Origin of the sequence: Rhizobium sp. 862_C5_N1_2 (genome assembly GCF_051811205.1) — a bacterium.
Taxonomy (GTDB): Bacteria; Pseudomonadota; Alphaproteobacteria; order Rhizobiales; family Rhizobiaceae; genus Rhizobium; species Rhizobium leguminosarum.
In genome coordinates this window covers 1,902,054-1,927,612 of record NZ_JBPWPT010000001.1, presented here as the reverse complement: position 1 = coordinate 1,927,612, position 25,559 = coordinate 1,902,054, and the positions used below count along the sequence as shown (strand labels likewise).

General features: G+C 60.9%; 25 protein-coding genes. 15 read left to right on the top strand and 10 right to left on the bottom strand.

The features are described from left to right. Positions 1-273: 273 nt before the first annotated feature. The 5 genes from ACD590_RS09785 (at position 274) to ACD590_RS09765 (ending at position 5,275) form a co-directional block, all read left to right on the top strand. On the top strand, positions 274-2,397 hold the full coding sequence (locus ACD590_RS09785) for a calcium-binding protein (protein ID WP_439002492.1): 2,124 nt from the start codon (positions 274-276) through the stop codon (positions 2,395-2,397). Between the two features lie 131 nt (positions 2,398-2,528). Then, positions 2,529-2,831, top strand: coding sequence for a hypothetical protein (locus ACD590_RS09780; RefSeq protein WP_027684706.1), 303 nt, complete (start codon positions 2,529-2,531; stop codon positions 2,829-2,831). 41 nt (positions 2,832-2,872) lie between these two features. Further along, positions 2,873-3,379, top strand: coding sequence for a winged helix-turn-helix transcriptional regulator (locus ACD590_RS09775; RefSeq protein WP_018445343.1), 507 nt, complete (start codon positions 2,873-2,875; stop codon positions 3,377-3,379). 119 nt (positions 3,380-3,498) lie between these two features. Continuing rightward, entirely contained in the window at positions 3,499-4,764 is a 1,266-nt protein-coding gene (fabF, locus tag ACD590_RS09770) for a beta-ketoacyl-ACP synthase II (RefSeq protein WP_439002491.1), read from the top strand. A gap of 82 nt (positions 4,765-4,846) precedes the next feature. Further along, positions 4,847-5,275: a DUF4864 domain-containing protein gene (locus tag ACD590_RS09765; protein WP_439002490.1), complete on the top strand. Its 429-nt coding sequence runs from the start codon at positions 4,847-4,849 to the stop codon at positions 5,273-5,275. Here the strand turns inward: ACD590_RS09765 and tgt are convergent. The 5 genes from tgt to coaD form a co-directional block, all read right to left on the bottom strand. Then, on the bottom strand, positions 5,272-6,402 hold the full coding sequence (tgt, locus tag ACD590_RS09760) for a tRNA guanosine(34) transglycosylase Tgt (RefSeq protein WP_427148113.1): 1,131 nt from the start codon (positions 6,400-6,402) through the stop codon (positions 5,272-5,274). The genes ACD590_RS09765 and tgt overlap by 4 nt on opposite strands. Continuing rightward, complete coding sequence (gene queA, locus ACD590_RS09755) at positions 6,403-7,485, bottom strand: tRNA preQ1(34) S-adenosylmethionine ribosyltransferase-isomerase QueA (RefSeq protein WP_439002489.1); 1,083 nt, start codon at positions 7,483-7,485, stop codon at positions 6,403-6,405. It lies immediately after the preceding gene. A gap of 76 nt (positions 7,486-7,561) precedes the next feature. Continuing rightward, a complete protein-coding gene (locus tag ACD590_RS09750) occupies positions 7,562-8,071 on the bottom strand; it encodes a peptidylprolyl isomerase (RefSeq protein ID WP_003559389.1) in 510 nt (169 codons plus the stop codon). 29 nt (positions 8,072-8,100) lie between these two features. Continuing rightward, positions 8,101-8,673, bottom strand: coding sequence for a peptidylprolyl isomerase (locus tag ACD590_RS09745; protein ID WP_113544178.1), 573 nt, complete (start codon positions 8,671-8,673; stop codon positions 8,101-8,103). Between the two features lie 58 nt (positions 8,674-8,731). Continuing rightward, positions 8,732-9,226, bottom strand: coding sequence for a pantetheine-phosphate adenylyltransferase (gene coaD, locus ACD590_RS09740; protein WP_018445348.1), 495 nt, complete (start codon positions 9,224-9,226; stop codon positions 8,732-8,734). A gap of 136 nt (positions 9,227-9,362) precedes the next feature. On the opposite strand from coaD, the gene ACD590_RS09735 reads away from it, so the two are divergent. The 3 genes from ACD590_RS09735 (at position 9,363) to ACD590_RS09725 (ending at position 10,107) form a co-directional block, all read left to right on the top strand. Next, the gene (locus ACD590_RS09735) at positions 9,363-9,638 is read left to right on the top strand and encodes a hypothetical protein (RefSeq protein WP_439003523.1); all 276 of its coding nucleotides are present in this window, start codon (positions 9,363-9,365) and stop codon (positions 9,636-9,638) included. Positions 9,639-9,780: 142 nt separating this feature from the next. Beyond that, positions 9,781-9,936: a hypothetical protein gene (locus ACD590_RS09730; RefSeq protein ID WP_164736875.1), complete on the top strand. Its 156-nt coding sequence runs from the start codon at positions 9,781-9,783 to the stop codon at positions 9,934-9,936. A 36-nt stretch (positions 9,937-9,972) separates the two neighbouring features. After that, positions 9,973-10,107 (top strand): hypothetical protein, encoded by a 135-nt coding sequence (locus ACD590_RS09725; protein WP_018445350.1) that lies wholly within the window; start codon positions 9,973-9,975, stop codon positions 10,105-10,107. Between the two features lie 178 nt (positions 10,108-10,285). Here the strand turns inward: ACD590_RS09725 and gyrA are convergent, their stop codons facing one another. Next, positions 10,286-13,126 carry a DNA gyrase subunit A gene (gyrA, locus tag ACD590_RS09720; protein WP_026230525.1) on the bottom strand — a complete coding sequence of 947 codons (2,841 nt, stop codon included), beginning with the start codon at positions 13,124-13,126 and terminating at the stop codon, positions 10,286-10,288. 236 nt (positions 13,127-13,362) lie between these two features. On the opposite strand from gyrA, the gene ACD590_RS09715 reads away from it, so the two are divergent. Beyond that, positions 13,363-14,010: a MarC family protein gene (locus ACD590_RS09715; protein ID WP_018242015.1), complete on the top strand. Its 648-nt coding sequence runs from the start codon at positions 13,363-13,365 to the stop codon at positions 14,008-14,010. A gap of 22 nt (positions 14,011-14,032) precedes the next feature. Here the strand turns inward: ACD590_RS09715 and ACD590_RS09710 are convergent, their stop codons facing one another. Together ACD590_RS09710 and ACD590_RS09705 are read right to left on the bottom strand one after the other, a co-directional pair. Beyond that, positions 14,033-14,578: a hypothetical protein gene (locus ACD590_RS09710; RefSeq protein WP_168299540.1), complete on the bottom strand. Its 546-nt coding sequence runs from the start codon at positions 14,576-14,578 to the stop codon at positions 14,033-14,035. 143 nt (positions 14,579-14,721) lie between these two features. Beyond that, entirely contained in the window at positions 14,722-15,231 is a 510-nt protein-coding gene (locus tag ACD590_RS09705) for a single-stranded DNA-binding protein (RefSeq protein ID WP_439002488.1), read from the bottom strand. A 284-nt stretch (positions 15,232-15,515) separates the two neighbouring features. Here ACD590_RS09705 and uvrA point away from each other — a divergent pair, with 284 nt between their 5' ends. Genes uvrA through ACD590_RS09690 form a run of 3 tightly spaced genes read left to right on the top strand, consistent with a single transcriptional unit; the run spans position 15,516 to position 19,726 of the window. Beyond that, on the top strand, positions 15,516-18,437 hold the full coding sequence (gene uvrA / locus ACD590_RS09700) for an excinuclease ABC subunit UvrA (protein ID WP_018242012.1): 2,922 nt from the start codon (positions 15,516-15,518) through the stop codon (positions 18,435-18,437). After that, entirely contained in the window at positions 18,434-18,895 is a 462-nt protein-coding gene (locus ACD590_RS09695; protein ID WP_018242011.1) for a GNAT family N-acetyltransferase, read from the top strand. The genes uvrA and ACD590_RS09695 overlap by 4 nt, the downstream gene beginning before the upstream one ends. Before the next feature lie 24 nt (positions 18,896-18,919). Next, the gene (locus tag ACD590_RS09690) at positions 18,920-19,726 is read left to right on the top strand and encodes a DUF72 domain-containing protein (RefSeq protein WP_130652381.1); all 807 of its coding nucleotides are present in this window, start codon (positions 18,920-18,922) and stop codon (positions 19,724-19,726) included. A 109-nt stretch (positions 19,727-19,835) separates the two neighbouring features. On the opposite strand, the gene ACD590_RS09685 is transcribed toward ACD590_RS09690, so the two are convergent. Both ACD590_RS09685 and ACD590_RS09680 read right to left on the bottom strand, forming a co-directional pair. Next, complete coding sequence (locus ACD590_RS09685) at positions 19,836-20,855, bottom strand: DUF808 domain-containing protein (protein ID WP_018242009.1); 1,020 nt, start codon at positions 20,853-20,855, stop codon at positions 19,836-19,838. A 478-nt stretch (positions 20,856-21,333) separates the two neighbouring features. Continuing rightward, positions 21,334-22,806, bottom strand: a complete 1,473-nt coding sequence (locus ACD590_RS09680) for a bifunctional ADP-dependent NAD(P)H-hydrate dehydratase/NAD(P)H-hydrate epimerase (RefSeq protein WP_018242008.1) — start codon at positions 22,804-22,806, stop codon at positions 21,334-21,336. Positions 22,807-23,149: 343 nt separating this feature from the next. Here ACD590_RS09680 and ACD590_RS09675 point away from each other — a divergent pair, with 343 nt between their 5' ends. The 3 genes from ACD590_RS09675 (at position 23,150) to hspQ (ending at position 25,465) form a co-directional block, all read left to right on the top strand. Then, entirely contained in the window at positions 23,150-23,488 is a 339-nt protein-coding gene (locus tag ACD590_RS09675; RefSeq protein WP_003579240.1) for a P-II family nitrogen regulator, read from the top strand. Between the two features lie 78 nt (positions 23,489-23,566). Continuing rightward, the gene (gene glnA, locus ACD590_RS09670; protein WP_011651961.1) at positions 23,567-24,976 is read left to right on the top strand and encodes a type I glutamate--ammonia ligase; all 1,410 of its coding nucleotides are present in this window, start codon (positions 23,567-23,569) and stop codon (positions 24,974-24,976) included. 159 nt (positions 24,977-25,135) lie between these two features. Next, a complete protein-coding gene (gene hspQ / locus ACD590_RS09665) occupies positions 25,136-25,465 on the top strand; it encodes a heat shock protein HspQ (protein WP_018242006.1) in 330 nt (109 codons plus the stop codon). Positions 25,466-25,559: the final 94 nt, after the last annotated feature.

Here is a 25,559-nt window from a genome sequence, read left to right as displayed (position 1 = left end):
ACATTGACGGTCATCGCATCCTCCAAAACCATGTCGGATTTCGCCAGACTCTGCCTATGGGCCGCCCCACTCGCGCATGATCAGCCGGCCGAACGAAAAAATGCAAGCGCAGATTACATAATAAATACAATCCGAATTGAGCCACATTCGCAACAATATATCATGGATAACGAGTCATCGCCGCACGACTCCTCGTGTATTAAATCGAATTGGCGCCAACAAATGGGGATTCATTCCCATTGCCACTTCCCTCGTAAACCGGGAGAAAAGCTTATGGCTCAAGCCGTTAGAATAAACGATATTATTCGTTCCTTTGGAATTGATACGCATATCGACTACACCGACGGAAAATATTCCAATGTCGGAGAAGTTGTTAAGGCTCTCGATTATCTTGGCCTTGATACGGTTCGCGATCACGCCCCCAACTCCGCTTCCGATCCCAACGGCCAAACGCATCTCGGCGATGCGGCAGAGGCAGGCGTGCAATTCGTCTTCAGCGCCCAGCGGGAAGTCGACCCCGCCACTGTGGCCCAGCGGCTGCATGATTTCGTGCAGGCCCATCCCGGGTCGGTCGTCGGCATCGAAGGCCCGAACGAAGTCAACAACTGGCCGGTCAGCTATCACGGCCTGAGCGGGCAGGCAGCAGCGGTCGCCTATCAGAAGGACCTCTCAGCCGCCGTCAACGCCGATCCCTTGTTGAAAAATATCCCGGTGCTCGGCTTTACCGGATATACCGTCGCTTCCGCCTCGGACTACACGACGATCCATACCTATGCGAAGGATGGCGACCAGCCGTACTCGTGGCTTTCCCGAGAAGCCGGCGTTCAGCGCGCTGCCGATCCGGGCAAGCCCCTGGCAATCACCGAGACCGGTTACCACACCTCGCTGACTGCCGACACCAATGGCGGCTGGGAGGGCGTCAGTGAAGCGACGCAGGCAAAGCTCCTGCTCAACACGCTGATGGACGGCGCCGCACTCGGATCGAAAAATACATTCATCTACGAGCTGCTGGACGCCTATTCCGATCCGCAAGGCACCAATCAGGAAAAGCATTTCGGCCTTTTTCATCTCGACTATTCGGCCAAGCCGGCTGCGACGGCGATCCATAATCTAACGGAAATCCTTGCGGACGACGGCGCTCAGAAGGCAAGTTTCAGCGCGGGGACCCTCAATTATTCGGTCGACGGCATGCCGTCCTCGGCCCGCAGCCTGCTGACGGAGAAATCGGACGGAAGCTACCAGATCATCATCTGGAACGAGCCCGATATCTGGAACCAGTCCACCGACACGGCCATCCAGGCCGCGACGACAGGCGTCAAGGTCAATCTCGGCGCATCCTTCGGCTCCGTGAAGGTCTTCGACCCTCTGACCGGAACGACGGCGATCAAAAGCCTCAGCAACGTCTCGTCCCTGACGCTTGACGTCGTCGACCATCCCCTCATCATCGACATCGGAGGCGGCAGTGCCAGCACGCCGCCGGCAACCAACCATATCTATGGCGGCACCGGCAACGACATATTCACCGTGAGCAACCCCGCGCAAATCGTCGACGAAAGCCGGGGTGGCGGGACGGATACCGTCATGTCGTCGATCAGCTTCAGCCTCAAGGATACGACGCACACGATCGGAAACGTCGAGAACCTGACGCTGACCGGCACGGCCAATCTGAACGGCACGGGAAATGGCCTGGCAAACACTCTCGTCGGTAATTCCGGCAACAATATTCTCGACGGAAGCACCGGCGCGGACCATATGTCGGGGCGCGCCGGCAACGATACCTATGTGGTCGACAATGCCGGCGATTTCGCCGATGAGACAGGCGGGGCCGGCAAGGACACCGTCAAGGCTTCGACCTCGTTCAACCTGGCCGACCAGAAGCACACCGCCGGAACGATCGAAAATCTCGCCTTGACCGGCACGGCCAATCTCAGCGCGACAGGCAACAACACGGCCAACGTTTTGACCGGCAACGATGGAAGCAACACGATCAATGGCGGCAAAGGCGCCGACCAACTGACCGGCGGTCTCGGCAATGACAAGCTGTTCGGGAAAGCCGGTGCAGACACGCTCACCGGTGGCGGAGGAGGCGATACCTTCGTCTTCGATGTGAAGCCCGACAATGTCAGCGTCGACAAGATCCGGGATTTTTCCTCCGCGGCGGGCGACAAGCTGATGCTCGATCATTCGATTTTCGCCGCGCTCAGCCTATCCGGATTTTCGGATGAGAATTTCGTGCTGGGAACGAAAGCGCTGGAGGCTGATGACAAGCTGATCTACGATCAGGCGAGCGGCATTCTATCCTTTGACGCAGATGGAAGCGCAGCGGGCGCGGCAATCCATGTCACGGATCTCGATAATTCCGCAGCACTTCACTTCAAAGACATCCTGCTTGTCTGACCCGGTCGGCCCGTCGCCTTTCAGGCGTCGGGCCTGCAGCGTCACGGACAGTCGCGCCTCCTCCTCTTGCCGGAGCCGAAATCCCGGCCACATTCTCCGTTGACGCCACCCGTGCAGCTCAGGAGAAGCCTTTGCCCTGGATCGCCTATATCGCCCATCTCATCGCCGCAGCATTTCTGACCAACGGCGTCCCACATTTCGTCAACGGCGTCAGTGGCAGGCCGTTCCGCATCCCATTCGCGCAAGGGGCAAAGCTTGGCTCGCCGACGGCCAATGTCATCTGGGGCTGGGCGAATTTCCTCGTCGCCTTCCTGCTCTTTGCCAATGTCGGGCCGCTCTATATCGGCACGCCGGGCGATACGATCTTCGTGGCGGTCGGCATGCTCGTCACCGGAATTCTGCTCGCCCGCATTTTCGGGGGCGACGCCAGATAGTAACTTGCATGATGATAGTCACTGCTATAATGACAGCAGCCATGCAGCGAACAAGCTTCAGCGATTTCAAATGCCCGGCGGCGCGCGCGCTCGACAGCGTCGGCGACTGGTGGAGCATGCTGATCCTGCGTGACGCCTTCCAGGGGCTTTCGCGCTTCGACGAATTCCAGAAAAGCCTAGGCGTGGCGCCGAACATCCTGACGCGGCGGCTCAAACATCTGACGGAAAAGGGGGTGTTCGAACGGCGGCTCTACCATCAGCGCCCTGCCCGCTACGAATATCTGCTGACGGACAAGGGCCGTGATTTCTTTCCTGTTCTGATGACGCTGTTTTCCTGGGGAAGCCGGCACATCCCCGCAGAGGACCTGGCCTTTCTCTTGAGCGATGCCGCTTCCGGCAGAGAGCGCGAGACGATGCTGGTCGATGCGCGGACCGGCGAACAAATGACACCCGAAAACACCAGCCTGCTTGCAGGCCCCGCCGCCGATGATGAAGTGCACGAGCGGATCGCCCGCATGCGCGCCTGGTATCTCGGCATCGACGCCTGATGCATCATTTCATCCTCAAAATCGGAAGCGATTTGCGGATGAAATGATGCATTAATTCAAAAAGTTACAGCGTCCTTTGCGCGTCTGAAAGACGCGTGGCGCTGTCGGAGGAAAATACAATGGATCGCATCGTTGTCACCGGCATGGGACTTGTCTCGCCACTCGGGACCGGCGTCGAGCCCGCCTGGAAGCGCCTTCTCGACGGCGGTTCCGGGCTGAGGGTGCTGGCGGAGGATATCGTCGGCGACCTCTCGGCCAAGGTAGGTGGTATCGTTCCCGACATCGCTGAGGATGCAGAGGCTGGCTTCGATCCGGACCGTTACATCACGCCGAAGGACCAGAAGAAGATGGACCGCTTCATCCACTTCGCCATGGCGGCGACGGAAGAAGCGGTAAAGCAGGCCGGCTGGATGCCGACCGACGAAGGCGAGCGTGAACGCACGGCAACGATCATCGCTTCGGGCGTCGGCGGCTTTCCGGCGATCGCCGAAGCGGTGCGGATCGGCGAAACGCGCGGCGTGCGGCGGCTGTCGCCCTTTACGGTGCCGTCCTTCCTCGTCAACCTTGCCGCCGGCCAGGTCAGCATCCGCTACGGCTTCAAGGGGCCGCTCGGCGCTCCGGTGACGGCGTGTGCGGCCAGCGTCCAGGCGATCGGCGATGCGGCGCGGCTGATCCGCTCCGGCGAAGCGGATGTGGCGATCTGCGGCGGTGCCGAGGCCTGCATCGACAAGGTGAGCCTCGGTGGCTTTGCCGCTGCGCGTGCGCTTTCCACCGGTTTCAACGAGACGCCGGAGCTGGCATCACGCCCCTTCGATACGGCGCGCGACGGTTTCGTCATGGGCGAAGGCGCCGGCATCCTGGTCATCGAAACACTGGAGCATGCGCTTGCCCGCGGCGCGACGCCGCTCGCTGAACTCGTCGGCTACGGCACGACGGCGGACGCCTACCACATGACCTCAGGCCCCGAAGACGGCAACGGCGCCCGCCGGGCGATGGAGGCAGCACTCAAGCAGGCGAAGATCCCGGCTTCGGAGGTCAGGCATCTGAACGCACATGCGACCTCGACACCGGTCGGTGACAGGGGCGAGATCGCGGCGATCGGCACGGTGTTCGGCCGCAATAGCGGCATTGCCGTCAGCGCGACGAAATCGGCGACCGGCCACCTGCTTGGCGCCGCCGGCGGGCTGGAAGCGATCTTCACCATCCTTGCGCTGCGCGACCAGATCGCGCCGCCGACCCGCAACCTGGAACATGCGGATCCGGCCGCCGACGGCATCGATATCGTCGGCAAGACAGCGCGGCCGCTGGCGATGGACTACGCGATAACCAACGGTTTCGGCTTCGGCGGGGTGAATGCCAGCGCCCTCTTCCGGCGCTGGTCGTAAAGTCCGCTTTTCTTGCGCCAGAAATCGCCTACACTTCTGCCCGTCGGGGGATCGTTTCCCTGACGGAGCCGGAGATCAATCCATGCGCGCCTTCTTCGCAGTTCTCATCCTGTGTGCCGCATCCGCCCTCTCCCCCGTATCGGCCAGCGCCGAAGATCCGATCGACACGACGCGGACGATGATCGAGGAACAGATCAAGGCCTTCCTCAAGGACGATGCCGAGACCGCCTATTCCTTCGCCGCCCCCGGCATCAAGGCGATGTATCCCGACAAGAACCTGTTCTTCGCCATGGTGAAGAAGAGCTACGAGCCGGTCTATCATCCCGGCAACTACGCCTTCGGTCGCAGCCGCTCGATCGACGACGGCGCGCTGATCTATCACGAGGTGCTGATCTCAGGCCGCGACGGCAAGGACTGGACGGCGATCTACCAGATCATGCGCCAGCCGGACGGCAGCTACAGGATCAACGGCGTGCAGATCGTGCCGGACGCGGACAGCAAGGGTATCTAAACGGGTTGGAGATCACCCCTCGCCCATTCCTCCTGTGTTTCCGCCATGAAATCGGCGAAGCGGCTTTCGGCGATCGCTTTACGGATGCCCTGCATCAGTTCCTGGTAATAAGCGAGATTGTGCCAGGAGAGCAGCATGCCGCCGAGCGCTTCGTTGGAGCGCACGAGATGGTGCAGATAGGCACGCGAATAGTCGCGTGAGGCCGGGCAGTTCGACTGTTCGTCGAGCGGGCGCATATCTTCGGCATGGCGGGCATTGCGGATATTGACCTTGCCGCGGCGGGTGAAGGCCAGGCCATGGCGGCCGGAGCGGGTCGGCATGACGCAGTCGAACATGTCGATGCCACGCGCAACCGATTTCAGGATATCGTCAGGCGTACCGACGCCCATGAGGTAACGCGGCTTTTCGCTGGGGAGTACCGGCAGTGTCGTCTCCAGCATCTGCAGCATGACGTCCTGCGGCTCGCCGACGGCAAGTCCGCCGATCGCATAGCCCTTGAGGTCGAGCTGGCTCAACGCCTCGGCCGAGCGGATGCGCAGTGCTGGAATGTCGCCGCCCTGGACGATGCCGAACATCGCCTTCCCGGGCTGCTCGCCGAAGGCGACCCTGCAGCGTTCGGCCCAGCGCAGCGACATTTCCATGGCGCGCTCGATCTCTTTCGACTCGGCCGGCAGCGCCACGCATTCATCGAGCTGCATCTGGATATCGGAACCGAGCAACCCCTGAATTTCTATGGAGCGCTCCGGCGACATGTGATGCAGGCTGCCGTCGACATGCGACTTGAAGGTGACGCCCTGTTCGTCGAGCTTGCGCAGGCCCGACAGCGACATGACCTGGAAACCGCCAGAGTCCGTCAGGATAGGATGTTCCCAGCGGATCAGCTTATGCAGGCCGCCAAGGCGGGCGACGCGCTCGGCCGTCGGGCGCAGCATCAGGTGATAGGTATTGCCGAGAATGATGTCGGCGCCGGTCTCGCGCACCTGGTCTAGATACATGGCCTTAACAGTGCCGACGGTGCCGACCGGCATGAAGGCCGGCGTGCGGATCTCGCCGCGCGGCATGGAAATCTGGCCGAGGCGGGCGCCGGCATCGGTCTTGTCAAGGGTGAATTGGAAGGTCTCGGTCATCTAGTCTTTCCGGAAGAGAAGGCTGGCATCGCCATAGGAATAGAAGCGGTAACCCGTCTGGATGGCGTGGTCATAGGCGGCGCGCATGGTATCGAGGCCTGAAAAGGCCGAGACCAGCATGAAGAGCGTCGAGCGCGGCAGGTGGAAATTGGTCATCAGCATGTCGACAGCCTTGAAGCGGTAACCCGGCGTGATGAAAATGCCCGTGGCGCCACTCCAGGCGCGGATTTCGCCGCTCTCTTCCGCTGCACTTTCGATGAGACGCAGTGAGGTCGTGCCGACGCAGACGATGCGCCCGCCGTTCGCCTTGACGGCGTTCAGCCGTGCAGCCGTCGCAGCGCTGACGGTACCGCTTTCCAGATGCATCCGGTGATCGGCGGTATCATCAGCCTTGACGGGCAGGAAGGTGCCGGCGCCGACATGCAGCGTGACGAAATGGCGTTCGATGCCGGCCCTATCAAGCGCCTCGAACAGGCCAGGCGTGAAGTGCAGGCCGGCGGTGGGTGCAGCAACGGCGCCCTCCTCGCGAGCATAGATCGTCTGATAGTCCGCGCGGTCGCGTTCGTCCTCGGGGCGCTTGGCGGCGATATAAGGCGGCAGCGGGATATGGCCGACGGCGGCGATCGCCTCGTCGAGCGCCGGGCCGGAGAGATCGAACAGCAGCGTCACTTCGCCGGCCTCGCCCTTCTCCTCGACAGTGGCATCGAGCGAGCCGAGGAAGCAGCTTTCGCCGGAATGGCCGAAGGAGATGCGGTCGTCCTGTTTGATGCGCTTGCCCGGCTTGGCGAAGGCCTTCCAGCGGTTGGGGCCGATGCGCATGTGCAGCGTGGCAGACACCTGCTGGCCACCGGCGCCGTCGCGATGGCGGATACCCTCGAGCTGGGCGGGAATGACCTTGGTGTCGTTGAAAACCAGCGCGTCGCCAGCCTGCAGGAAGGACGTGAGATCGCCGACGCGATGATCCGACAGGTGGTTTTCCGAACTCGGATCGACGACGAGCAGGCGCGCGCTGTCGCGCGGCTCGGCGGGCCGTAACGCAATGCGTTCATCCGGCAGATCGAAGTCGAAAAGGTCTACGCGCATCAGGGCACTTTCAGGCAAAGCGAAACCCGCCCCCGCGCGGTTGACACGCAAGGGCGGGTTTCAGCAGAAATCACAATCAGACGTCGGCGGCAACCCGCATGGAGACGATCGAATCCGGATCGGAAACCGGCTCGCCGCGCTTGATCTTGTCGACGTTGTCCATGCCTTCGATGACCTGACCCCAGACAGAATACTGCTTGTTCAGCCAGGGCGCGTCAGTGAAGCAGATGAAGAACTGCGAATTGGCCGAGTTCGGGTTCTGCGAACGGGCCATCGAGCAGGTGCCGCGCGTATGCGTGGTCGCGGAGAATTCGGCCTTCAGATCCGGCTTCGACGAGCCGCCCATGCCGGCGCGGCCGGGATTGAAGGTTTCCGAGCCCTTCTTGCCGAATTCGACGTCGCCCGTCTGGGCCATGAAATCCTGGATGACGCGGTGGAAGACCACGCCGTCATAGGCCTTCTCGCGGGCCAGTTCCTTGATGCGGGCGACATGCTCCGGGGCGACCTGCGGCAAAAGCTGAATGACAACCTTGCCCTTCGTGGTTTCCAGAATGACGGTGTTTTCGGGATCCTTGATCTCGGCCATTATCTTCTCCTCTAGTTTTCTCTCTTAACTTACTTCTTGCCCAGGGTGACCTTGATCATCCGGTCGGGGCTTTTAACTTCGCCGTTCTGGCCTTCGCCGCGCTTGATCTTGTCGACGTTCTCCATGCCGGAGACGACCTTGCCGACGACGGTGTACTGGCCGTTCAGGAAAGAGCCGTCGGCGAACATAATGAAGAACTGCGAATTGGCGGAATTCGGATCCTGCGAGCGAGCCATGCCGACCGTGCCGCGCACGAACGGGGTCTTGGAGAATTCGGCCGGAATATCCGGCATATCCGAGGAGCCGGTGCCGGCGAGGCTCGCATCGAAGCCCTTTTCCATATTGCCGTATTTGACGTCGCCGGTCTGGGCCATGAAGCCGTCGATGACGCGGTGGAAGGCGACGTTGTCGTATTCGCCCTTCTTGGCCAGCGCCTCGATCTGGGCGACATGCTTCGGCGCCACCTCAGGCATGAGCTGGATGACGACAGGGCCGTTCTTCAGCTGGACGGTGAGATAATGATCGGCCGACTGGGCGAAGGCATCCCCCGCGAAGGAGGCGAGGTACAACACGCCGGCAAATGCGAGATAGAAGAGTTTCATATGAGCTCCATTGCGGCGGGTTCCGCCTGGTCTTTGCGCTTGCTAGTCTTTGTTCTTACTAGTTTGGGCGCTTGGATGTGAGGGCTTGCAAAACGGCGGCCGGCACGAAAGCGCTGACATCGCCGCCCATGGCGGCGATCTGGCGGACCAATGTGGCGGTAATGGGCCGCGAGGCCGTACCCGCCGGCAAAAAGATCGTCTGGAGATCGGGCGCCATCGTCCGGTTCATGCCGGCCATCTGCATTTCGTAATCGAGATCGGTGCCGTCGCGAAGACCGCGGATCAACAGCGTGGCGCCATGGGTGCGGGCGGCATCCACGACCAGATTGTCGAAGGCGACGACGGTGATATCGCCGGTCTTGCCAGGCAGCGCTTGCGCCAGAGACCGGCGGATCAGCTCGGCTCTCTCTTCAAAGGAGAAGAGCGGCGCCTTGCCGGGATGGATGCCGATCGCGACGATCACCTTTTCGGCGACGTTCAGCGCCTGGACCAGAACATCCACATGCCCATTGGTGATCGGGTCGAAGGACCCCGGATAAAAAGCTGTCGTCATGTGGTCCGGCCGTTGGTTTGACGCCTTTTGTCACGGATGACGCCTTCTCGCAAGTGATTTACCCAGCTCCGGCTAGAGCGCCGCGCGTCTTTTCAGGCACGGAAAGGACGTTATGCGTCGGGCGGTTAAACGGCGGATGAATGGTCCGTTCAAGGCCGTTTCAGATGCGATCTGCTTAATTCTTGTCATTCACGCAGCCGATGCCATTCCGGCATCAGGCGCTCCCCGAAAGACCAGGTCCATGCTGATCGTGCTCGTTGCAGTTGCCGTCGTTTTCTCCCTCGCCGCCGAGATGGCCTATGGCTATTTCGCCGATCGATACGAGGTGAACTGGGTGCGGCCAGAGCTTGCCGAACATGCGGCAATCGTGCGCGCCCAAGGCCGGCTGCGCGAAAACGGACTTCGAATCTGAACGCCAGATGAACGAGACATTCAAGGAGGCTTCAGATCGCCATTGATAAACACCCCTCAACATCCGGCGGAACCATTTTCAAACGGATGCGTTCATTCAACCGACCCCATAGATGCGATTAGCGCGGCAGGAAGGACTAAAGATGCCCGGTAAGATTACGATGATTAACGTGCTCTGGATGGTAATGGTCACGGGCATGCTGACCGCAACTGTCGCTCTCTATGATCAGAAGGTCGAAACATCCAAGGTTTATGGTCCCTATGCTTCGGCCCGGACGGCCGTGCTGGGCCAGTACTGAGGGGCGAGAACGCAACTCCCCAGGAAAGGAATGCCTATGTTCACGATCTTGACAGTGCTCACCGCCCTCATCAGCGTGATGTTCATCGTGTCTGTGGCCTCGACGATTTCAGCGCTACGGCGCGAAGGCGAAGAGGTGAAGGCTCTGAACGAAAAACATAGAGCGTTCTGACGTTCCTTCTCTCCTCTTCCCACCCTTGAGCGGCACCCTTCCGTCGCCAGGGCCATTCAAAGCCGGATGCACCCAGCGTCCGGCTTTTTTCTTTGGGCGTGATCTCAATCCGCCTCGGATTTGAGAAAAAGGGCGTCTGAAAAGAAAAGGGCGGCTCGAAGCCGCCCCGTTCATCTGATCATTCCTCGGCTGGCCCGGCCGGATCGCCATCGGCAATCGGCGCCTCGTCGCCGCCACCTTCGTCGGCAGCACCTTCCTCGATTGCAGCAGCAGTACCTTCGGCGACCTCGACAGTCTCTTCCGTCTCATCCTCCTCCGGCTCGCTGATGCGTTCGACCGAGACGACCTTTTCGTCCTTGGCCGTCGAGAAGATGGTGACGCCCTTGGTGGCGCGGCTGGCGATGCGGATACCGCCGACCGGCACGCGGATCAGCTGGCCGCCATCGGAGACCAGCATGATCTGGTCGCCGTCATCGACCGGGAAAGCCGCCACCAGTTCGCCGATCTCGCCTGTTTTCGACGTATCGGTGGCGCGGATACCCTTGCCGCCGCGGCCGGAGATGCGGAAGTCGTAGGAGGACGAACGCTTGCCGAAGCCCTTTTCGGAGACGGTCAGGACGAACTGCTCCAGCTGCTTCAGCTCTTCGTAACGCTCGTCGCTCAGCTGTCCCTCCTCGGTGACTTCCTCGCCAACCAACGCGATCTCCTCGGCCTCGCCCGTCGTCAGGCGCCTGTCGTTGGCGGCGCGCTTGAGATAGGCAGCACGCTCCCAAGGTTCGGCATTGACATGGCGCACGATGGTCATCGAGATGATGCGGTCGCCGCCGGCAAGCGTGATGCCGCGTACGCCGATCGAGTTGCGGCCGGCAAAGACCCGGACGTCGTCGACGGAGAAGCGGATGCACTGGCCGAGCGCCGTCGTCAGCAGCACGTCGTCATCTTCGGTGCAGGTCTCGACGGAGAGGATTTCGTCGCCCTCCTCCTCGAGCTTCATGGCGATCTTGCCGTTGCGGTTGACCTGGACGAAATCCGACAGCTTGTTACGGCGAACCGTGCCGCGCGTCGTCGAGAACATGACGTCGAGATTGTCCCAGCTCGTCTCGTCCTCAGGCAATGGCAGGATGGTGGTGATACGCTCGCCGGGTGCGAGCGGCAGCATGTTGATCAGCGCCTTGCCGCGCGAGGTCGGCGTGCCGATCGGCAGGCGCCAGACCTTCTCCTTGTAGACGATGCCGCGCGAGGAGAAGAACAGAACCGGCGTATGGGTATTGACGACGAATAGCCGGCTAACAAAATCCTCGTCGCGGGTGGTCATGCCGGAGCGACCTTTGCCGCCACGGCGCTGGGCGCGATAAGTGGTGAGCGGCACGCGCTTGATATAGCCGAGATGCGAGACGGTGACGACCATGTCTTCGCGGGCGATCAGATCCTCGTCGTCCATTTCAAGGCCGCCATCGACGATCTCGGTGCGGCGCGGCGTGCCGAACTCGTCCCGGACGGCGAGAAGTTCGTCCTTGACGATGGTCTGGATGCGGACGCGTGAGGAGAGAATATCGAGGTAGTCCTTGATTTCCTCGCCGATCTTGTTGAGTTCATCGCCGATTTCGTCGCGACCAAGAGCCGTCAGGCGGGCCAGGCGCAGTTCGAGGATGGCGCGGGCCTGCTCTTCGGAGAGGTTGTAGGTCAGGTCGTCATTGATGCGATGGCGCGGATCGTCGATCAGGCGGATCAGGCTTTCGACATCTGCCGCCGGCCAGCGGCGGGTCATCAACTCTTCGCGGGCCGACTGCGGATCGGGCGCCTGGCGGATGACGCGGATGACCTCGTCGATATTGGCGACGGCAATGGCGAGACCGACCAACACATGGGCGCGGTCACGCGCCTTGCGCAGCAGGAATTTCGTTCTCCGGCTAACGACTTCTTCGCGGAACGAGACAAAAGCGCGAAGCATGTCGAGCAGCGTCAGCTGTTCGGGCTTGCCGCCGTTCAGCGCCACCATGTTGCAGCCGAAGGACGTCTGCAGCGGCGTATAACGATAAAGCTGGTTGAGGATGACTTCGGCATTGGCATCGCGCTTCAGCTCGACGACAACGCGATAACCCTGGCGGTCGGATTCGTCGCGCAGGTCGGAGATGCCTTCGATGCGCTTGTCGCGCACCAGCTCGGCCATCTTCTCGATCATCGTCGCCTTGTTCACCTGATAGGGAATCTCGGTGATGATGATCTGCTCGCGGTCACCGCGCATCGGCTCGATGGCGGCTACGCCGCGCATGATGACGGAGCCGCGGCCGGTCTCATAAGCCGAGCGGATGCCGGCACGACCGAGGATCTTCGCGCCCGTGGGGAAATCGGGGCCGGGAATGATCTGGATCAGTTCCGGCAGCTCGATTGCCGGATCGTCGATCAGCGCGATGCAGCCGTCGATAACTTCCGACAGATTGTGCGGCGGGATGTTGGTCGCCATGCCGACGGCGATGCCGCCGGCGCCGTTGACGAGCAGGTTCGGGAACTTGGCGGGCACCACGACCGGCTCGGAGAGCGTGCCGTCGTAGTTGTCGCGGAAATCGACGGTTTCCTTGTCGAGATCGTCGAGCAGCGAGTGGGCAGCCTTTTCGAGGCGGCATTCGGTATAACGTTCGGCCGCCGGCGGATCACCATCGACCGAACCGAAATTGCCCTGACCGTCAATCAGCGGCAGCCGCAGCGACCAGGGCTGCGCCATGCGGGCGAGCGCATCATAGATTGCGGAATTGCCGTGCGGATGGAATTTACCCATCACGTCACCGGTGACGCGGGCGCACTTGACGTATTTCTTGTTCCAGTCGATGCCGAGCTCGGACATGCCGTAGAGGATGCGCCGGTGCACGGGCTTCAGGCCGTCGCGCACGTCGGGCAGCGCGCGGCTGACGATGACGCTCATGGCGTAATCGAGATACGACCGCTGCATTTCCTCCATGATGGAGATGGGCTCGATGCCTGGCGGGAGCTTCCCGCCGCCGGGGGGTGTTTGCTCAGTCAAAACAGATCACGATCTCTTCTAGAATCACTTGAAGATTTATAGCGGAAAGCCTGTTCCCGCGCCAATTTCACAGCGCGTTTTGAACAGGCTTTTGCGGCTTAAAGACGGTAAAACATGCAAGTTGCGCGGCCGGACCGGACAAATCCGCCGCGGGCCGCTGCGGGATATTTGCCAAATCGGAATCCCCGCTTCACAATCATAAAAACCACGCACTCATATGGGGTTCCGGAGAGCCGATGGCAAGCGCCGACCAATTGATCAACGCCTTCACGACGCTTCTCGTCACCATCGATCCGCCGGGGCTCGCACCGATCTTTCTGGGGCTGACGACAGGCATGAGCCGCAGTGAGCGCACGCAGGTGGCGCTGCGTGGCTCGACCATCGCCTTCATCATCCTCGCCGTCTTCGCTCTGTTCGGCGCCGGCGTGCTCAGCGTGCTCGGGATTTCGATCGGCGCCTTCCGCATCGCCGGCGGGCTGCTGCTGTTCTGGATCGCCTTCGAGATGGTGTTCGAAAAGCGCCAGGACCGCAAGGAGAAGGCGACCGAGGTGGCGATCACCAAGGATCACATCGAGAATATCGCCGTCTTTCCCCTCGCCTTGCCGCTGATCGCCGGCCCGGGCGCGATCTCGGCGACGATCCTGCTTGCCGGCACGCTGGCGACATCCGTCGGAAAGGCGCAGCTGATCGGCGTCCTTGCCGCCAATCTGTTGCTGACCTTCCTCATGCTGCTCGTCGCCGAACGGCTGGACCGTTTCCTCGGCGTCACCGGCCGGGCGATCCTCACACGGCTTCTCGGCGTCATCCTCGCCGCCCTTGCCGCACAATTCGTCGTCGACGGCGCAAAATCGGCGCTCAATCTCATCAGCGCGACGCCGCACTGAAAAAACTTGAGCGCCCTCCAATCTAAACTTCGAGAAGTGCGAACGCCTCATCCGGCGTTTCAGGAACCTGCTCCATAGCCAAAGCGCGCACGATAGCTCTCGTCAACTCGCGAAAAATATCTATCGACGAACCTATGTCCGAATGTGCCATGCGATCAAAAGAGAGAATTCCAAAACTAGGTAATGCACCCTCACTAAGATCCTCTATCCCCTTGAAAAGGCCCGGCATGTATTCCGCGGCAAATCCGGTAAGCACTTTGTCGTAACTTGGAGCAAGTGATAGGGACCAACTCTCTCCTTTGGTACGTTCAATTGGGACATTCACCTGCAGACCTTGCGTTTTAATGGACTGATCCAGGGTGACTGACAGCAGACCATATACAGTTAGGCCTCCAACCGGCCGAGCTATTTCCGCAGCAACACTCTTCCGATGAGGAGTGCCTTCTCCGCTGGCGAAAACTTTACTCTCCCACAGATAGCATCGAGTTGAATCCATCGACGGCGGGGCCTCGTCCAACCAAAGTCGGAGGCGCGTACCGGAAGCTTTCTTAAAGATGTGGCAGCTCATTGAGAAATTCCTCAAAATGGTGCGAGATCATTCAGGCGGATGTGGTCTGAAGCATTTGCCGCGAGATCAAAGAAAAAGAGCATGACGCCATCCAAGGCATCATGCTCTCTCACCTCTTTCACAAAGCCAGCAAAGGCTATCGATCAGAACGGGATATCGTCGTCGAGATCCCGCGAGAAGTTGCCACCGCCGCCACCGCTGCGGCTCGGCGATGAGGAGGGAGCCGGGGCGCCGTAGTCGTCGCCATAATCATTGCCGCCAGCGGCACTGCCACGGCCGCCGCTCGCGCCGCCGCCTTCACCACGGCCGTCGAGCATCGTCAGCGTCGAACCAAACCCCTGCAGCACCACTTCCGTGCTGTAACGATCCTGGCCCTGCTGGTCCTGCCACTTGCGGGTCTGCAGCTGGCCTTCGATATAGAGCTTGGCGCCCTTCTTCACATATTGCTCGACGACCTTGCAGAGGCCCTCGTTGAAGACGACGACAGTGTGCCATTCGGTCTTCTCACGGCGCTCGCCGGAATTGCGATCGCGCCAGGTCTCCGAGGTCGCGATACGAAGATTGGCGATCGGCCGGCCATCCTGAGTGCGGCGGATTTCGGGGTCTGCACCGACGTTTCCAACCAGAATTACCTTATTCACGCTACCAGCCATACTTCTCACCCTGCCTGCCGCCCTGCCCGGCGGCGTTTAATCGATCGGCGCACCTTAAACCATCACGGACCGCCGATGCGCATGGGCGGCATTTAATCCACATGTTTATCCCATCAGAAAGCCGCATGCATTCATCAGGAATTTTGTTCTTTATTTGTTCTAGTTTATCCGTATGATCCTGTCAACAGAATCGAAAACCTTGAGCCCTTGCGGATATTCAGCCTCGACTCGCCCGTCGGCATCACTAAATAAGGGCTGTCATCCAGAAAACCAAAGCAGAGACGATGAGCGAACTGAAGACGATCTCCATCCGCGGCGCGCGCGAGCATAATCTCAAGAGCATCGATCTCGATCTGCCGCGTAACAAGCTGATCGTCATGACCGGGCTGTCGGGTTCCGGCAAATCCTCGCTCGCCTTCGACACGATCTATGCCGAGGGCCAGCGGCGCTATGTCGAGAGCCTGTCGGCCTATGCCCGCCAGTTCCTCGAAATGATGCAGAAGCCGGATGTCGACCAGATCGACGGGCTGTCGCCGGCGATCTCGATCGAGCAGAAGACCACCTCGCGCAACCCGCGCTCGACGGTCGGCACCGTCACCGAGATCTACGACTACATGCGCCTGCTCTTTGCCCGCGTCGGTGTTCCCTATTCGCCGGCGACCGGCCTGCCGATCGAGAGCCAGACCGTCAGCCAGATGGTCGACCGCATCCTCGACTTCGGCGAAGGCACCCGTCTTTATATTCTTGCGCCGCTCGTGCGCGGCCGCAAGGGCGAATACAAGAAGGAACTGGCCGAGCTGATGAAGAAGGGCTTCCAGCGCGTCAAGGTCGACGGCCAGTTCTACGAGATCGCCGAAGCGCCGGTGCTCGACAAGAAATACAAGCACGACATCGACGTGGTGGTCGACCGCATCGTCGTGCGCTCGGATGTCTCGGCGCGCCTAGCCGACAGCCTGGAAACCTGCCTGAAGCTCGCCGACGGGCTGGCGGTCGCCGAATTCGCCGACAAGCCGCTGCCGCCGGAAGAGACGTCAGCCGGCGGATCCGCCAACAAGTCGCTGAACGAGACGCATGAACGCGTGCTGTTTTCGGAGAAGTTCGCCTGCCCAGTCTCTGGCTTCACCATTCCCGAGATCGAACCCAGGCTGTTCTCCTTCAACAACCCGTTCGGCGCCTGCCCGACCTGCGACGGCCTCGGCGCCCAGCAGAAGATCGATCCGGATCTGATCGTGCCCGAGCCCGAGCGGACGCTGCGCGACGGGGCGATCGCACCCTGGGCCAAGTCGACCTCGCCCTATTACAATCAGACGCTGGAAGCACTCGGCAAACATTACGGCTTCAAGCTCGGCACTCGCTGGAACGATCTTTCCGATGAGGCCAAGGACGTCATCCTCAACGGCACCAACGACAAGATCGAATTCCACTACGCCGACGGCGCCCGCTCCTATACGACCCAGAAGAATTTCGAGGGCATCATCACCAATCTCGAGCGCCGCTGGAAAGAGACCGATTCCGCCTGGGCGCGCGAAGACATCGAGCGCTTCATGTCGGCGGCCCCCTGCCCGGCCTGCAACGGCTTCCGCCTGAAGCCGGAGGCCCTGGCGGTGAAGATCGACACGCTGCATATCGGCGAAGTGACGGGTATGTCGATCCGCGTCGCCCGCGACTGGTTCGAGACACTGCCGGCAAGCTTCAATGCCAAGCAGAACGAGATCGCCGTGCGCATCCTCAAGGAGATCCGCGACCGGCTGCGCTTCCTCAACGATGTCGGACTGGAATATCTCAGCCTTTCGCGCAATTCCGGCACGCTGTCGGGCGGCGAGAGCCAGCGTATCCGGCTCGCCTCGCAGATCGGCTCCGGGCTGACGGGCGTGCTTTACGTGCTCGACGAACCGTCGATCGGCCTGCATCAGCGCGACAATGCCCGGCTGCTCGACACGCTGAAGCACCTGCGCGACATCGGCAACACCGTCATTGTCGTCGAACATGACGAGGATGCGATCTTGTCGGCCGACGACGTCGTCGATATCGGCCCGGCGGCCGGCATTCACGGCGGTCAGGTCATCGCCCATGGTACGCCGCAGGATATCATGGACAGTCCGAATTCGCTGACCGGCAAATATCTCTCCGGCGAACTCGGCGTTCCCGTTCCCGACGAGCGCCGCAAGCCGAAGAAGGGCCGCGAGATCAAGGTGGTCGGGGCGCGAGGCAACAATCTGAAGAACGTTACGGCGTCGATCCCGCTCGGTGTCTTCACGGCGGTGACCGGCGTTTCCGGCGGCGGCAAATCCACCTTCCTGATCGAGACGCTCTATAAATCGGCGGCACGCCGCGTCATGGGCGCGCGTGAAAATCCGGCCGATCACGACCGCATCGACGGCTTCGAGCATATCGACAAGGTGATCGATATCGACCAGTCGCCGATCGGCCGCACGCCGCGCTCGAACCCGGCGACCTATACTGGCGCCTTCACGCCGATCCGAGACTGGTTCGCCGGTCTGCCGGAGGCCAAGGCACGCGGCTACCAGCCGGGCCGTTTCTCCTTCAACGTCAAGGGCGGACGCTGCGAGGCCTGCCAGGGCGACGGCGTCATCAAGATCGAGATGCACTTCCTGCCCGATGTCTACGTCACCTGCGACGTCTGCCATGGCAAGCGCTATAACAGAGAGACGCTCGATGTTACCTTCAAGCAGAAGTCGATCGCCGAGGTGCTCGACATGACGGTGGAGGAAGGCGTCGATTTCTTCGCGGCAGTGCCTGCGGTGCGCGACAAGCTGCAATCGCTGAAGGATGTCGGCCTCGGTTACATCAAGGTCGGCCAACAGGCGAATACGCTCTCCGGCGGGGAAGCGCAGCGTGTCAAGCTTGCCAAGGAGCTGTCAAAACGCTCGACGGGGCGCACGCTCTACATTCTCGATGAACCGACGACCGGCCTGCATTTCCACGACGTCGCCAAATTGCTCGAAATGCTGCACGAACTGGTCAACCAGGGTAACTCGGTGGTGGTGATCGAGCACAATCTCGAAGTCATCAAGACGGCCGACTGGGTGCTCGATTTCGGCCCCGAAGGCGGCGACGGCGGCGGTGAGATCGTCGCGACCGGAACGCCGGAGGCGATCGTCAAGGAGAAGCGGTCCTATACCGGGCACTTCCTGAAGGAATTGCTGGAGCGACGGCCGGTGAAGAAGGCGGTTGCGGCGGAATGACGATGAGGCCAGCGTCGCCCGATGATCTGGAAACGATCGCGATGCTGACAACCGCCGCCTATCGGCCCTATACCGAGTTGTTCGGCGCTCCGCCGATCCCGGTGAGGGAGGATTACGCGCCGCGGATCCAACGCGGCGAGGTCTGGCTGCGCGAGATCGGCGGGCAAACGGCCGGCCTGGTGGTCGTCGAGCGGCATGCCGATCACCTGATGCTGTTCAGCATCGCGGTCTCGCCGGCCTTTCAGGGTGCCGGGCATGGAGTGGCGATGCTGCGCTGGCTGGAGGGCAAGGCGCGGGAATGGGCCGTGCCGGAGATCCGGCTCTACACCAATGCGCGGATGGAGCGGAACATCGCTCTCTACAGCGCCTTCGGGTTTCAGGAAACGGGTCGCCGGCCGAGCCCATATCGGCCAGGATGGACGCTCGTCGATATGACCAAAGAGATCGATGCGGCCTGAGCGGCTGCGAATGGGGAGGACAACATGACGAAATCCGGCACTATCCGCACCGGCATCGGCGGCTGGACCTTCGAGCCCTGGCGCGGGCATTTCTTTCCCGATGACCTGAAACAGAAGGACGAGCTGAATTACGCCAGCCGCCAGCTGAAGGTCATCGAGGTCAACGGCACCTATTACAGCACGCAAAAGCCTGCGGTCTTTGCCAAATGGGCGGCGGACGTGCCCGACGGGTTCATCTTTTCGCTGAAGGCGACACGTTTCGTCACCAATCGGCGGGTGCTTGCCGAAGCCGGTGAATCGATGGAGCGATTTCTGTCATCGGGCATCAGCGAACTCGGCGATCATCTCGGGCCGCTGCTCTGGCAGTTCGCGCCGACGAAGAGGTTCGATGCAGACGATTTCGAAGCCTTCCTGAAGCTGCTGCCGGCAAAACAGGACGGGCTGACGCTCCGCCACGTGGTCGAGGTACGGCACGATTCCTTCAAGGTGTCGGAGTTCGTGGCGCTGCTTTCGAAATACGGCGTGGCGCCGGTTTGCGCCGAACATTTCGAATATCCGATGATCGCCGACGTGACCGCCGATTTCGTCTATGCGCGGCTGCAGAAGGGCTCGGACGATATTGCGACCTGCTATCCGGAAAAGGACATGAAGGCCTGGGCAGACCGGCTCAAGACCTGGGCCGAGGGCAAGGTTCCTGATGACCTGCCGCTGATCGATGGCGATCGCAAAGTGAAGACCGAGCCGCGCGACGTCTTCGCCTTCATGATCCATGAGGGCAAGGTCAATGCGCCGCATGGGGCAATCGCCCTGCAGCAGGCGCTAGCGAAATAGGCGAGGCTGGATAGTCACAACAGGGATCGTGACATTGTGGGTATCACATCGTCGGTCACGCATTCCATGAGGCTGGATATGACGCCTTGCTCGTCGACGGACTCTGGCTTTATTTTTTCCCGTCCGCCAGCGCCTCTTTTCGCCGGCGCGGCAGGAGCGATTTGAGGTACCGCCATATCGGCGAGACGGCGTAGCCTGTGACCGGAATTGCGATCAAGCCGACGACGATACCGACGATGCCCGCGCCTGCGGCCTCGACGATCCAGCGCAGCACTGATGCCAGAACGGGAACTGCATGCGCCGTCGCCTCGCCGGCATCATGGATCAGATGCGCAAGTCCGCTGATGCCATAGGCTTCGAGGCCATGAACGATGATGCCGCCGCCGACCCAGATCATGGCCGCCGTTCCGACGATGCCGAGCACTTTCAGAAAATAAGGCATGCCCGTGACAAGCCCCTTCCCGATCGAACGCAAGAAGGCGCCCATTGGAGATGCCGTCTGCAGACGCGCCAGCATCAGACCCAGATCATCGGCCTTCACGATAAGCGCCACGCCGCCATAGACCATGATCGTGATCCCCAGTCCAACGACGGCAAGGATGAGGGCCTGCGTGAACATGCTGCCTGACGGCACCGCAGCGAGCGTAATCGCCATGATTTCGGCCGACAGGATGAAATCCGTCTTGATTGCGCCGGCAACCTTCTCGTCTTCTAGCGATTTGGCATCGAGGCTTGTCGTCTCGAGTGCCGATTCATGGGCATGGGCTGCATGCGGCATCACCAGTTCGTAGACTTTTTCCACACCCTCGTAGCAGAGATAAAGCCCGCCGATCATCAGCAGCGGCGTGATCGCCTGCGGTGCGACAAGGCTCAGGATCAGTGCTGCCGGAAGCAGGATCAGAAGCTTGTTCTTCAGCGAGCCGAGCGTGATCTTGCCGATGATCGGCAATTCGCGTGCTGCCGAAAATCCGGTGACGTAGCGGGGTGTGACTGCCGCATCATCAATGACGACACCAGCCGCTTTCGCGCCTGCCTTGGCAGCCTGGCCGGCAATATCGTCGAGCGACGCCGCAGCCACCTTGGCCAATGCCGCGATATCATCAAGAAGGGCGATCAGGCCAATACTCATTCGAGCCTCCGTCGAGAAGACAGACTTACGCAGTAAAAAACGGAAAGCCCGTCAACGAGAGGTGGAATCCTCCGCCGGGAAGATGCCACGCAAGGAGCGCGACGACAATGGCCGTTATTCAGCCGACATAGGGCTCAACCCGCCCTCGTCCAACGAAGGACGGACCTGCCCATTCCCGTTTCTGCGAAATCCGCGACAGAACACCCTGGCCGCATTTGCAATTGTAAAACAACCCAGCCTGCGCCCGGCCACACAGGTCGGGTGACGATGCGGATTGCTTCCGCGTTCGAGGTGCCGGAAGCCCGCAGCGCGCAGATCCGCCAGATGGCCGGATCCGCGGCGTCCGCGCTCCTAATCCTGGCCCATGCGGAGGCGCACGCGCATCGGCCCGAAAATCGGAATCGATTGCCGGAAAGCACGATGCGAGGATTAAAAGAGTTAGAGCGTCCTTTGCGCGTCCGAAAGGACGCACGGTGCTCTAAAGCGGCAATACACGGGCTGCAAGCTCCTCCGCCGTCAGCCCCTTGCCGGCGCGTTGACCTGCCTCGCCATGCAGCCAGACGCCGGCAGCCGCTGCCTCGAAGGCCGGCAGGCCCTGGGCGAGCAATCCGCCGATGATGCCGGCAAGCACGTCGCCGGAACCGGCGGTGGCAAGCCAGACGGGAGCGTTGGTATTGATGAGCGCCCGTCCATCAGGCGCGGCGATGACGGTATCGGCGCCTTTGTAAATTATCGCAGCATTGGCGCGGCGGGCGGCGGCCAAGGCCTTGTCCACCTTGCCGAGCCCCTCGTCGCCGCCGATATCGGGAAAGAGCCGCGCGAATTCGCCTTCGTGCGGCGTCAGCACCAGACGCGGCTCACCCCGGAAAAGATCAAACAGCTGTTGCGGATCGTCCTTGAACGAGGAGATGCCGTCGGCATCGAGCACCAGATGGCGATCGGCAAGGGCCGAGACGAAGCCGCGCGCCCTGGCGCCGATGCCGAAACCGGGGCCGAGGACGAAGGTTTGCAGCCGCTTGTCGGAGAGCCAGTCGCCGAGGTCGGCCTCGTCGTCGATGGCATGCAGCATGACGGCGGTCAGATGTGCGGCATTGGCGGCCATGGCCGCGCGGGGGGCGGCGATCGTCACCAGGCCGGCGCCGGCCTTCAGGCCCGAGATTGCCGACATGCGCGCGGCACCCGTCTTGTCGGCCGCGCCTGAGAAGACGACCAGATGACCGCGCTTGTATTTGTGGGTTTCCAGCTGCTCGGCCGGCAGCGCACGCTTCCAGGCGTCCGGCGTGTTCTCGGCGATGACACCGCCCGCCTCAGCGCGGATGATGCGGGCGGGAATGCCGATATCGAAGACCTCCAATTCACCGCAAAGCTCCCTGCCCGGCATCAGGAGATGGCCGGGCTTGCGGGTCATGAAGGTGATGGTATTGCAGGCCCGGAAGGCAGCCCCCAGCACCTTGCCGGTGCGGCCGTCGAGGCCGGAGGGCAGATCGATGGCCAGCACGGGAATAGCGGTCTCGGTGACGCGGCCGATCAGCGCGCGCACATCGGCCGGCACCTCGCGGCCAAGCCCCGCCCCGAACAGGCCATCGATGACGACGTCGCCGGTTTCGGGCCGATAGAGGTCGAGGTTTTGCCCCTGGAGCACGCAACCGGCTTGGGCACGGGCGGCATCGCCCTTCAGCCTGGAGGGATCGCCGAGGTGGAAGAGCGCCACCCTCGCCCCGCTCTCATGCAGATGACGTGCTGCGACATAGGCGTCGCCGCCATTGTTGCCGGGTCCGCAGAGTACGACGAAGCGCAACGCTCCGGGATGAAGGCGCAGAGCAGCGGCCGCGACCGCGGCGCCTGCCCTCTCCATCAGGCCGAAGGAGTCGATGCCGGATGCGGCAGCGGCCGCATCGACGGCGGCCATTTCGGCAGGCGTGAGAAGAAGGTCGGACAGATGTTTGATCATCACCCTATTCAATCAAAAAACGCCTAAAAAACAACCGCCTGAAACACCAAAGAGAAGGACGCAATTTAAGCATTTGCCTATATTTTCATCTCCTCGAGATGTGTATTCGCAGTTGCGAAAATACCTGACTTTTTCCGTTCCGGATGTGATTTTGATCGGAGACAATGTTTTTCCACCTATTCCGGCACCAAAACGACATGGAATTCCCCGCAAACGCGCCGGTTTTGGCAGAATCGACGACTTTTTTCGATAAGATGGATTTCAAACTGGCACGATATCTGCATCATATCCGGCGAGCGGGAAAATTCCTGCCATAACAAGAGAAGCGGAGAGACATTTTCTCATGAAAAAGATCGAAGCGATCATTAAGCCTTTCAAGCTGGACGAAGTGAAGGAAGCCCTTCAGGAAGTTGGCCTGCAGGGTATCACGGTCACGGAAGCCAAGGGTTTCGGCCGTCAGAAGGGCCACACGGAACTCTACCGCGGAGCTGAATACGTCGTCGATTTCCTGCCGAAGGTCAAAGTCGAGGTCGTACTGGCCGACGAGAACGCGGAGGCCGTCATCGATGCGATCCGCAAGGCGGCGCAGACCGGCCGCATCGGCGACGGAAAGATCTTCGTCTCCAATATCGAAGAGGTTATCCGCATCCGCACCGGCGAGACCGGCATTGATGCCATCTGACCACTTTGCCAATCGCGCAAAGTCCGTTACCGTCATCGCCGACCTAGACCGTCATCGCAAATCGGAGGAAACTCATTAATGGCGACCGCAAGCGAAATTCTGAAGCAGATCAAGGAGAACGACGTAAAGTTCGTCGATCTGCGTTTCACCGACCCGAAGGGCAAGCTGCAGCATGTGACGATGGACGTTGTCTGCGTCGATGAAGACATGTTCGCTGACGGCGTGATGTTCGATGGCTCCTCGATCGGCGGCTGGAAAGCCATCAACGAGTCCGACATGGTGCTGATGCCCGACACCGAAACGGTGCATATGGACCCGTTCTTCGCCCAGTCGACCATGGTCATCGTCTGCGACATCCTCGATCCGGTCTCCGGCGAGGCCTATAACCGCGATCCGCGCGGCACCGCCAAGAAGGCCGAAGCCTATCTCAAGGCATCCGGCATCGGCGATACGGTCTTCGTCGGCCCGGAAGCCGAATTCTTCGTCTTCGACGACGTCAAGTATAAGGCCGATCCTTATAACACCGGCTTCAAGCTCGATTCGACCGAACTGCCGTCGAATGACGACACCGATTACGAGACCGGCAACCTCGGCCATCGCCCGCGCGTCAAGGGCGGGTATTTCCCGGTTCCCCCTGTCGACAGCGCCCAGGACATGCGTTCGGAAATGCTGACGGTGCTCTCCGAGATGGGCGTCGTCGTCGAAAAGCATCACCATGAAGTCGCTGCCGCCCAGCACGAACTCGGCATCAAGTTCGATACGCTGGTGCGCAACGCCGACAAGATGCAGATCTACAAATATGTCGTGCACCAGGTAGCCAACGCCTATGGCAAGACGGCGACCTTCATGCCGAAGCCGATCTTCGGCGACAACGGCTCGGGCATGCATGTGCACCAGTCGATCTGGAAGGGCGGCAAGCCGACCTTTGCCGGCGACGAATATGCTGGCCTCTCCGAGAGCTGCCTGTTCTATATCGGCGGCATCATCAAGCATGCCAAGGCGATCAACGCCTTCACCAATCCGTCGACGAACTCCTACAAGCGTCTTGTCCCGGGTTACGAAGCACCTGTGCTGCTCGCCTATTCGGCCCGCAACCGTTCGGCCTCCTGCCGCATTCCGTTCGGCTCCAACCCGAAGGCCAAGCGCGTCGAAGTCCGCTTCCCGGATCCGACTGCCAACCCCTATCTCGCCTTCGCCGCCATGCTGATGGCCGGCCTCGACGGCATCAAGAACAAGATCCATCCCGGCAAGGCCATGGATAAGGATCTCTACGACCTGCCGCCGAAGGAATTGAAGAAGATCCCGACCGTCTGCGGCTCGTTGCGCGAAGCGCTCGAAAGCCTCGACAAGGACCGCAAGTTCCTGACAGCCGGCGGCGTCTTCGACGACGATCAGATCGATGCCTTCATCGAGCTGAAGATGGCCGAGGTGATGCGTTTCGAAATGACGCCGCATCCGGTCGAATACGACATGTATTATTCGGCCTGATCGGGCTCTGAACACAGAAAGTCCCGGCTCGCCGGGGCTTTCGCCTCCCAGGTCATGGACGCCACTAGGAGGATATGACGTTCATGTGACGAACTCGCGCAAAAATCTTGATTTGCGCGACACCAATCACCAAATTTGGTGATGAAAGGAAGTCGTACCATGAAAGAAAGAATAGCAAAGTTCAGTATTGGCGAAGTGGTTCGGCACAAGGTATTTCCGTTTCGCGGCGTCATCTTTGACGTTGATCCGGAGTTCGCGAATACGGAGGAGTGGTGGAATTCCATTCCGGCCGAGGTGCGCCCGAGCAGGGACCAGCCCTTCTATCACCTGCTCGCTGAAAATGACGAAAGCGAATATGTCGCCTACGTCTCCGAGCAGAACCTGATGAACGACGAAAGCGGCATGCCGCTTCGCAACCCACAGATCTACCAGATTTTCGATCAGGCCCCGTCAGGGCAGTTCAAACCCAAGATGAGCTTCGCCCACTAACTCAGTCGTGCCGATCGTTGAATCAAGGCCTCGCTTCTCCCGGCGAGGCCTTTTCTTTGCGCAACAAAAAACCCGGCGCAAAGCCGGGTTTCTG

Excerpts from the sequence above, each read along its gene's own strand:
- ACD590_RS09785 (WP_439002492.1), top strand. The coding sequence starts at position 274 with ATGGCTCAAGCCGTTAGAATAAACGATATTATTCGTTCCTTTGGAATT.
- ACD590_RS09775 (WP_018445343.1), top strand. The coding sequence starts at position 2,873 with ATGCAGCGAACAAGCTTCAGCGATTTCAAATGCCCGGCGGCGCGCGCG.
- fabF (WP_439002491.1), top strand. The coding sequence starts at position 3,499 with ATGGATCGCATCGTTGTCACCGGCATGGGACTTGTCTCGCCACTCGGG.
- ACD590_RS09765 (WP_439002490.1), top strand. The coding sequence starts at position 4,847 with ATGCGCGCCTTCTTCGCAGTTCTCATCCTGTGTGCCGCATCCGCCCTC.
- tgt (WP_427148113.1), bottom strand. The coding sequence starts at position 6,402 with ATGACCGAGACCTTCCAATTCACCCTTGACAAGACCGATGCCGGCGCC.
- queA (WP_439002489.1), bottom strand. The coding sequence starts at position 7,485 with ATGCGCGTAGACCTTTTCGACTTCGATCTGCCGGATGAACGCATTGCG.
- ACD590_RS09750 (WP_003559389.1), bottom strand. The coding sequence starts at position 8,071 with ATGGCCGAGATCAAGGATCCCGAAAACACCGTCATTCTGGAAACCACG.
- ACD590_RS09745 (WP_113544178.1), bottom strand. The coding sequence starts at position 8,673 with ATGAAACTCTTCTATCTCGCATTTGCCGGCGTGTTGTACCTCGCCTCC.
- coaD (WP_018445348.1), bottom strand. The coding sequence starts at position 9,226 with ATGACGACAGCTTTTTATCCGGGGTCCTTCGACCCGATCACCAATGGG.
- ACD590_RS09735 (WP_439003523.1), top strand. The coding sequence starts at position 9,363 with ATGAATGGTCCGTTCAAGGCCGTTTCAGATGCGATCTGCTTAATTCTT.
- ACD590_RS09730 (WP_164736875.1), top strand. The coding sequence starts at position 9,781 with ATGCCCGGTAAGATTACGATGATTAACGTGCTCTGGATGGTAATGGTC.
- ACD590_RS09725 (WP_018445350.1), top strand. The coding sequence starts at position 9,973 with ATGTTCACGATCTTGACAGTGCTCACCGCCCTCATCAGCGTGATGTTC.
- ACD590_RS09715 (WP_018242015.1), top strand. The coding sequence starts at position 13,363 with ATGGCAAGCGCCGACCAATTGATCAACGCCTTCACGACGCTTCTCGTC.
- ACD590_RS09710 (WP_168299540.1), bottom strand. The coding sequence starts at position 14,578 with ATGAGCTGCCACATCTTTAAGAAAGCTTCCGGTACGCGCCTCCGACTT.
- ACD590_RS09705 (WP_439002488.1), bottom strand. The coding sequence starts at position 15,231 with ATGGCTGGTAGCGTGAATAAGGTAATTCTGGTTGGAAACGTCGGTGCA.
- uvrA (WP_018242012.1), top strand. The coding sequence starts at position 15,516 with ATGAGCGAACTGAAGACGATCTCCATCCGCGGCGCGCGCGAGCATAAT.
- ACD590_RS09695 (WP_018242011.1), top strand. The coding sequence starts at position 18,434 with ATGACGATGAGGCCAGCGTCGCCCGATGATCTGGAAACGATCGCGATG.
- ACD590_RS09690 (WP_130652381.1), top strand. The coding sequence starts at position 18,920 with ATGACGAAATCCGGCACTATCCGCACCGGCATCGGCGGCTGGACCTTC.
- ACD590_RS09685 (WP_018242009.1), bottom strand. The coding sequence starts at position 20,855 with ATGAGTATTGGCCTGATCGCCCTTCTTGATGATATCGCGGCATTGGCC.
- ACD590_RS09680 (WP_018242008.1), bottom strand. The coding sequence starts at position 22,806 with ATGATCAAACATCTGTCCGACCTTCTTCTCACGCCTGCCGAAATGGCC.
- ACD590_RS09675 (WP_003579240.1), top strand. The coding sequence starts at position 23,150 with ATGAAAAAGATCGAAGCGATCATTAAGCCTTTCAAGCTGGACGAAGTG.
- glnA (WP_011651961.1), top strand. The coding sequence starts at position 23,567 with ATGGCGACCGCAAGCGAAATTCTGAAGCAGATCAAGGAGAACGACGTA.
- hspQ (WP_018242006.1), top strand. The coding sequence starts at position 25,136 with ATGAAAGAAAGAATAGCAAAGTTCAGTATTGGCGAAGTGGTTCGGCAC.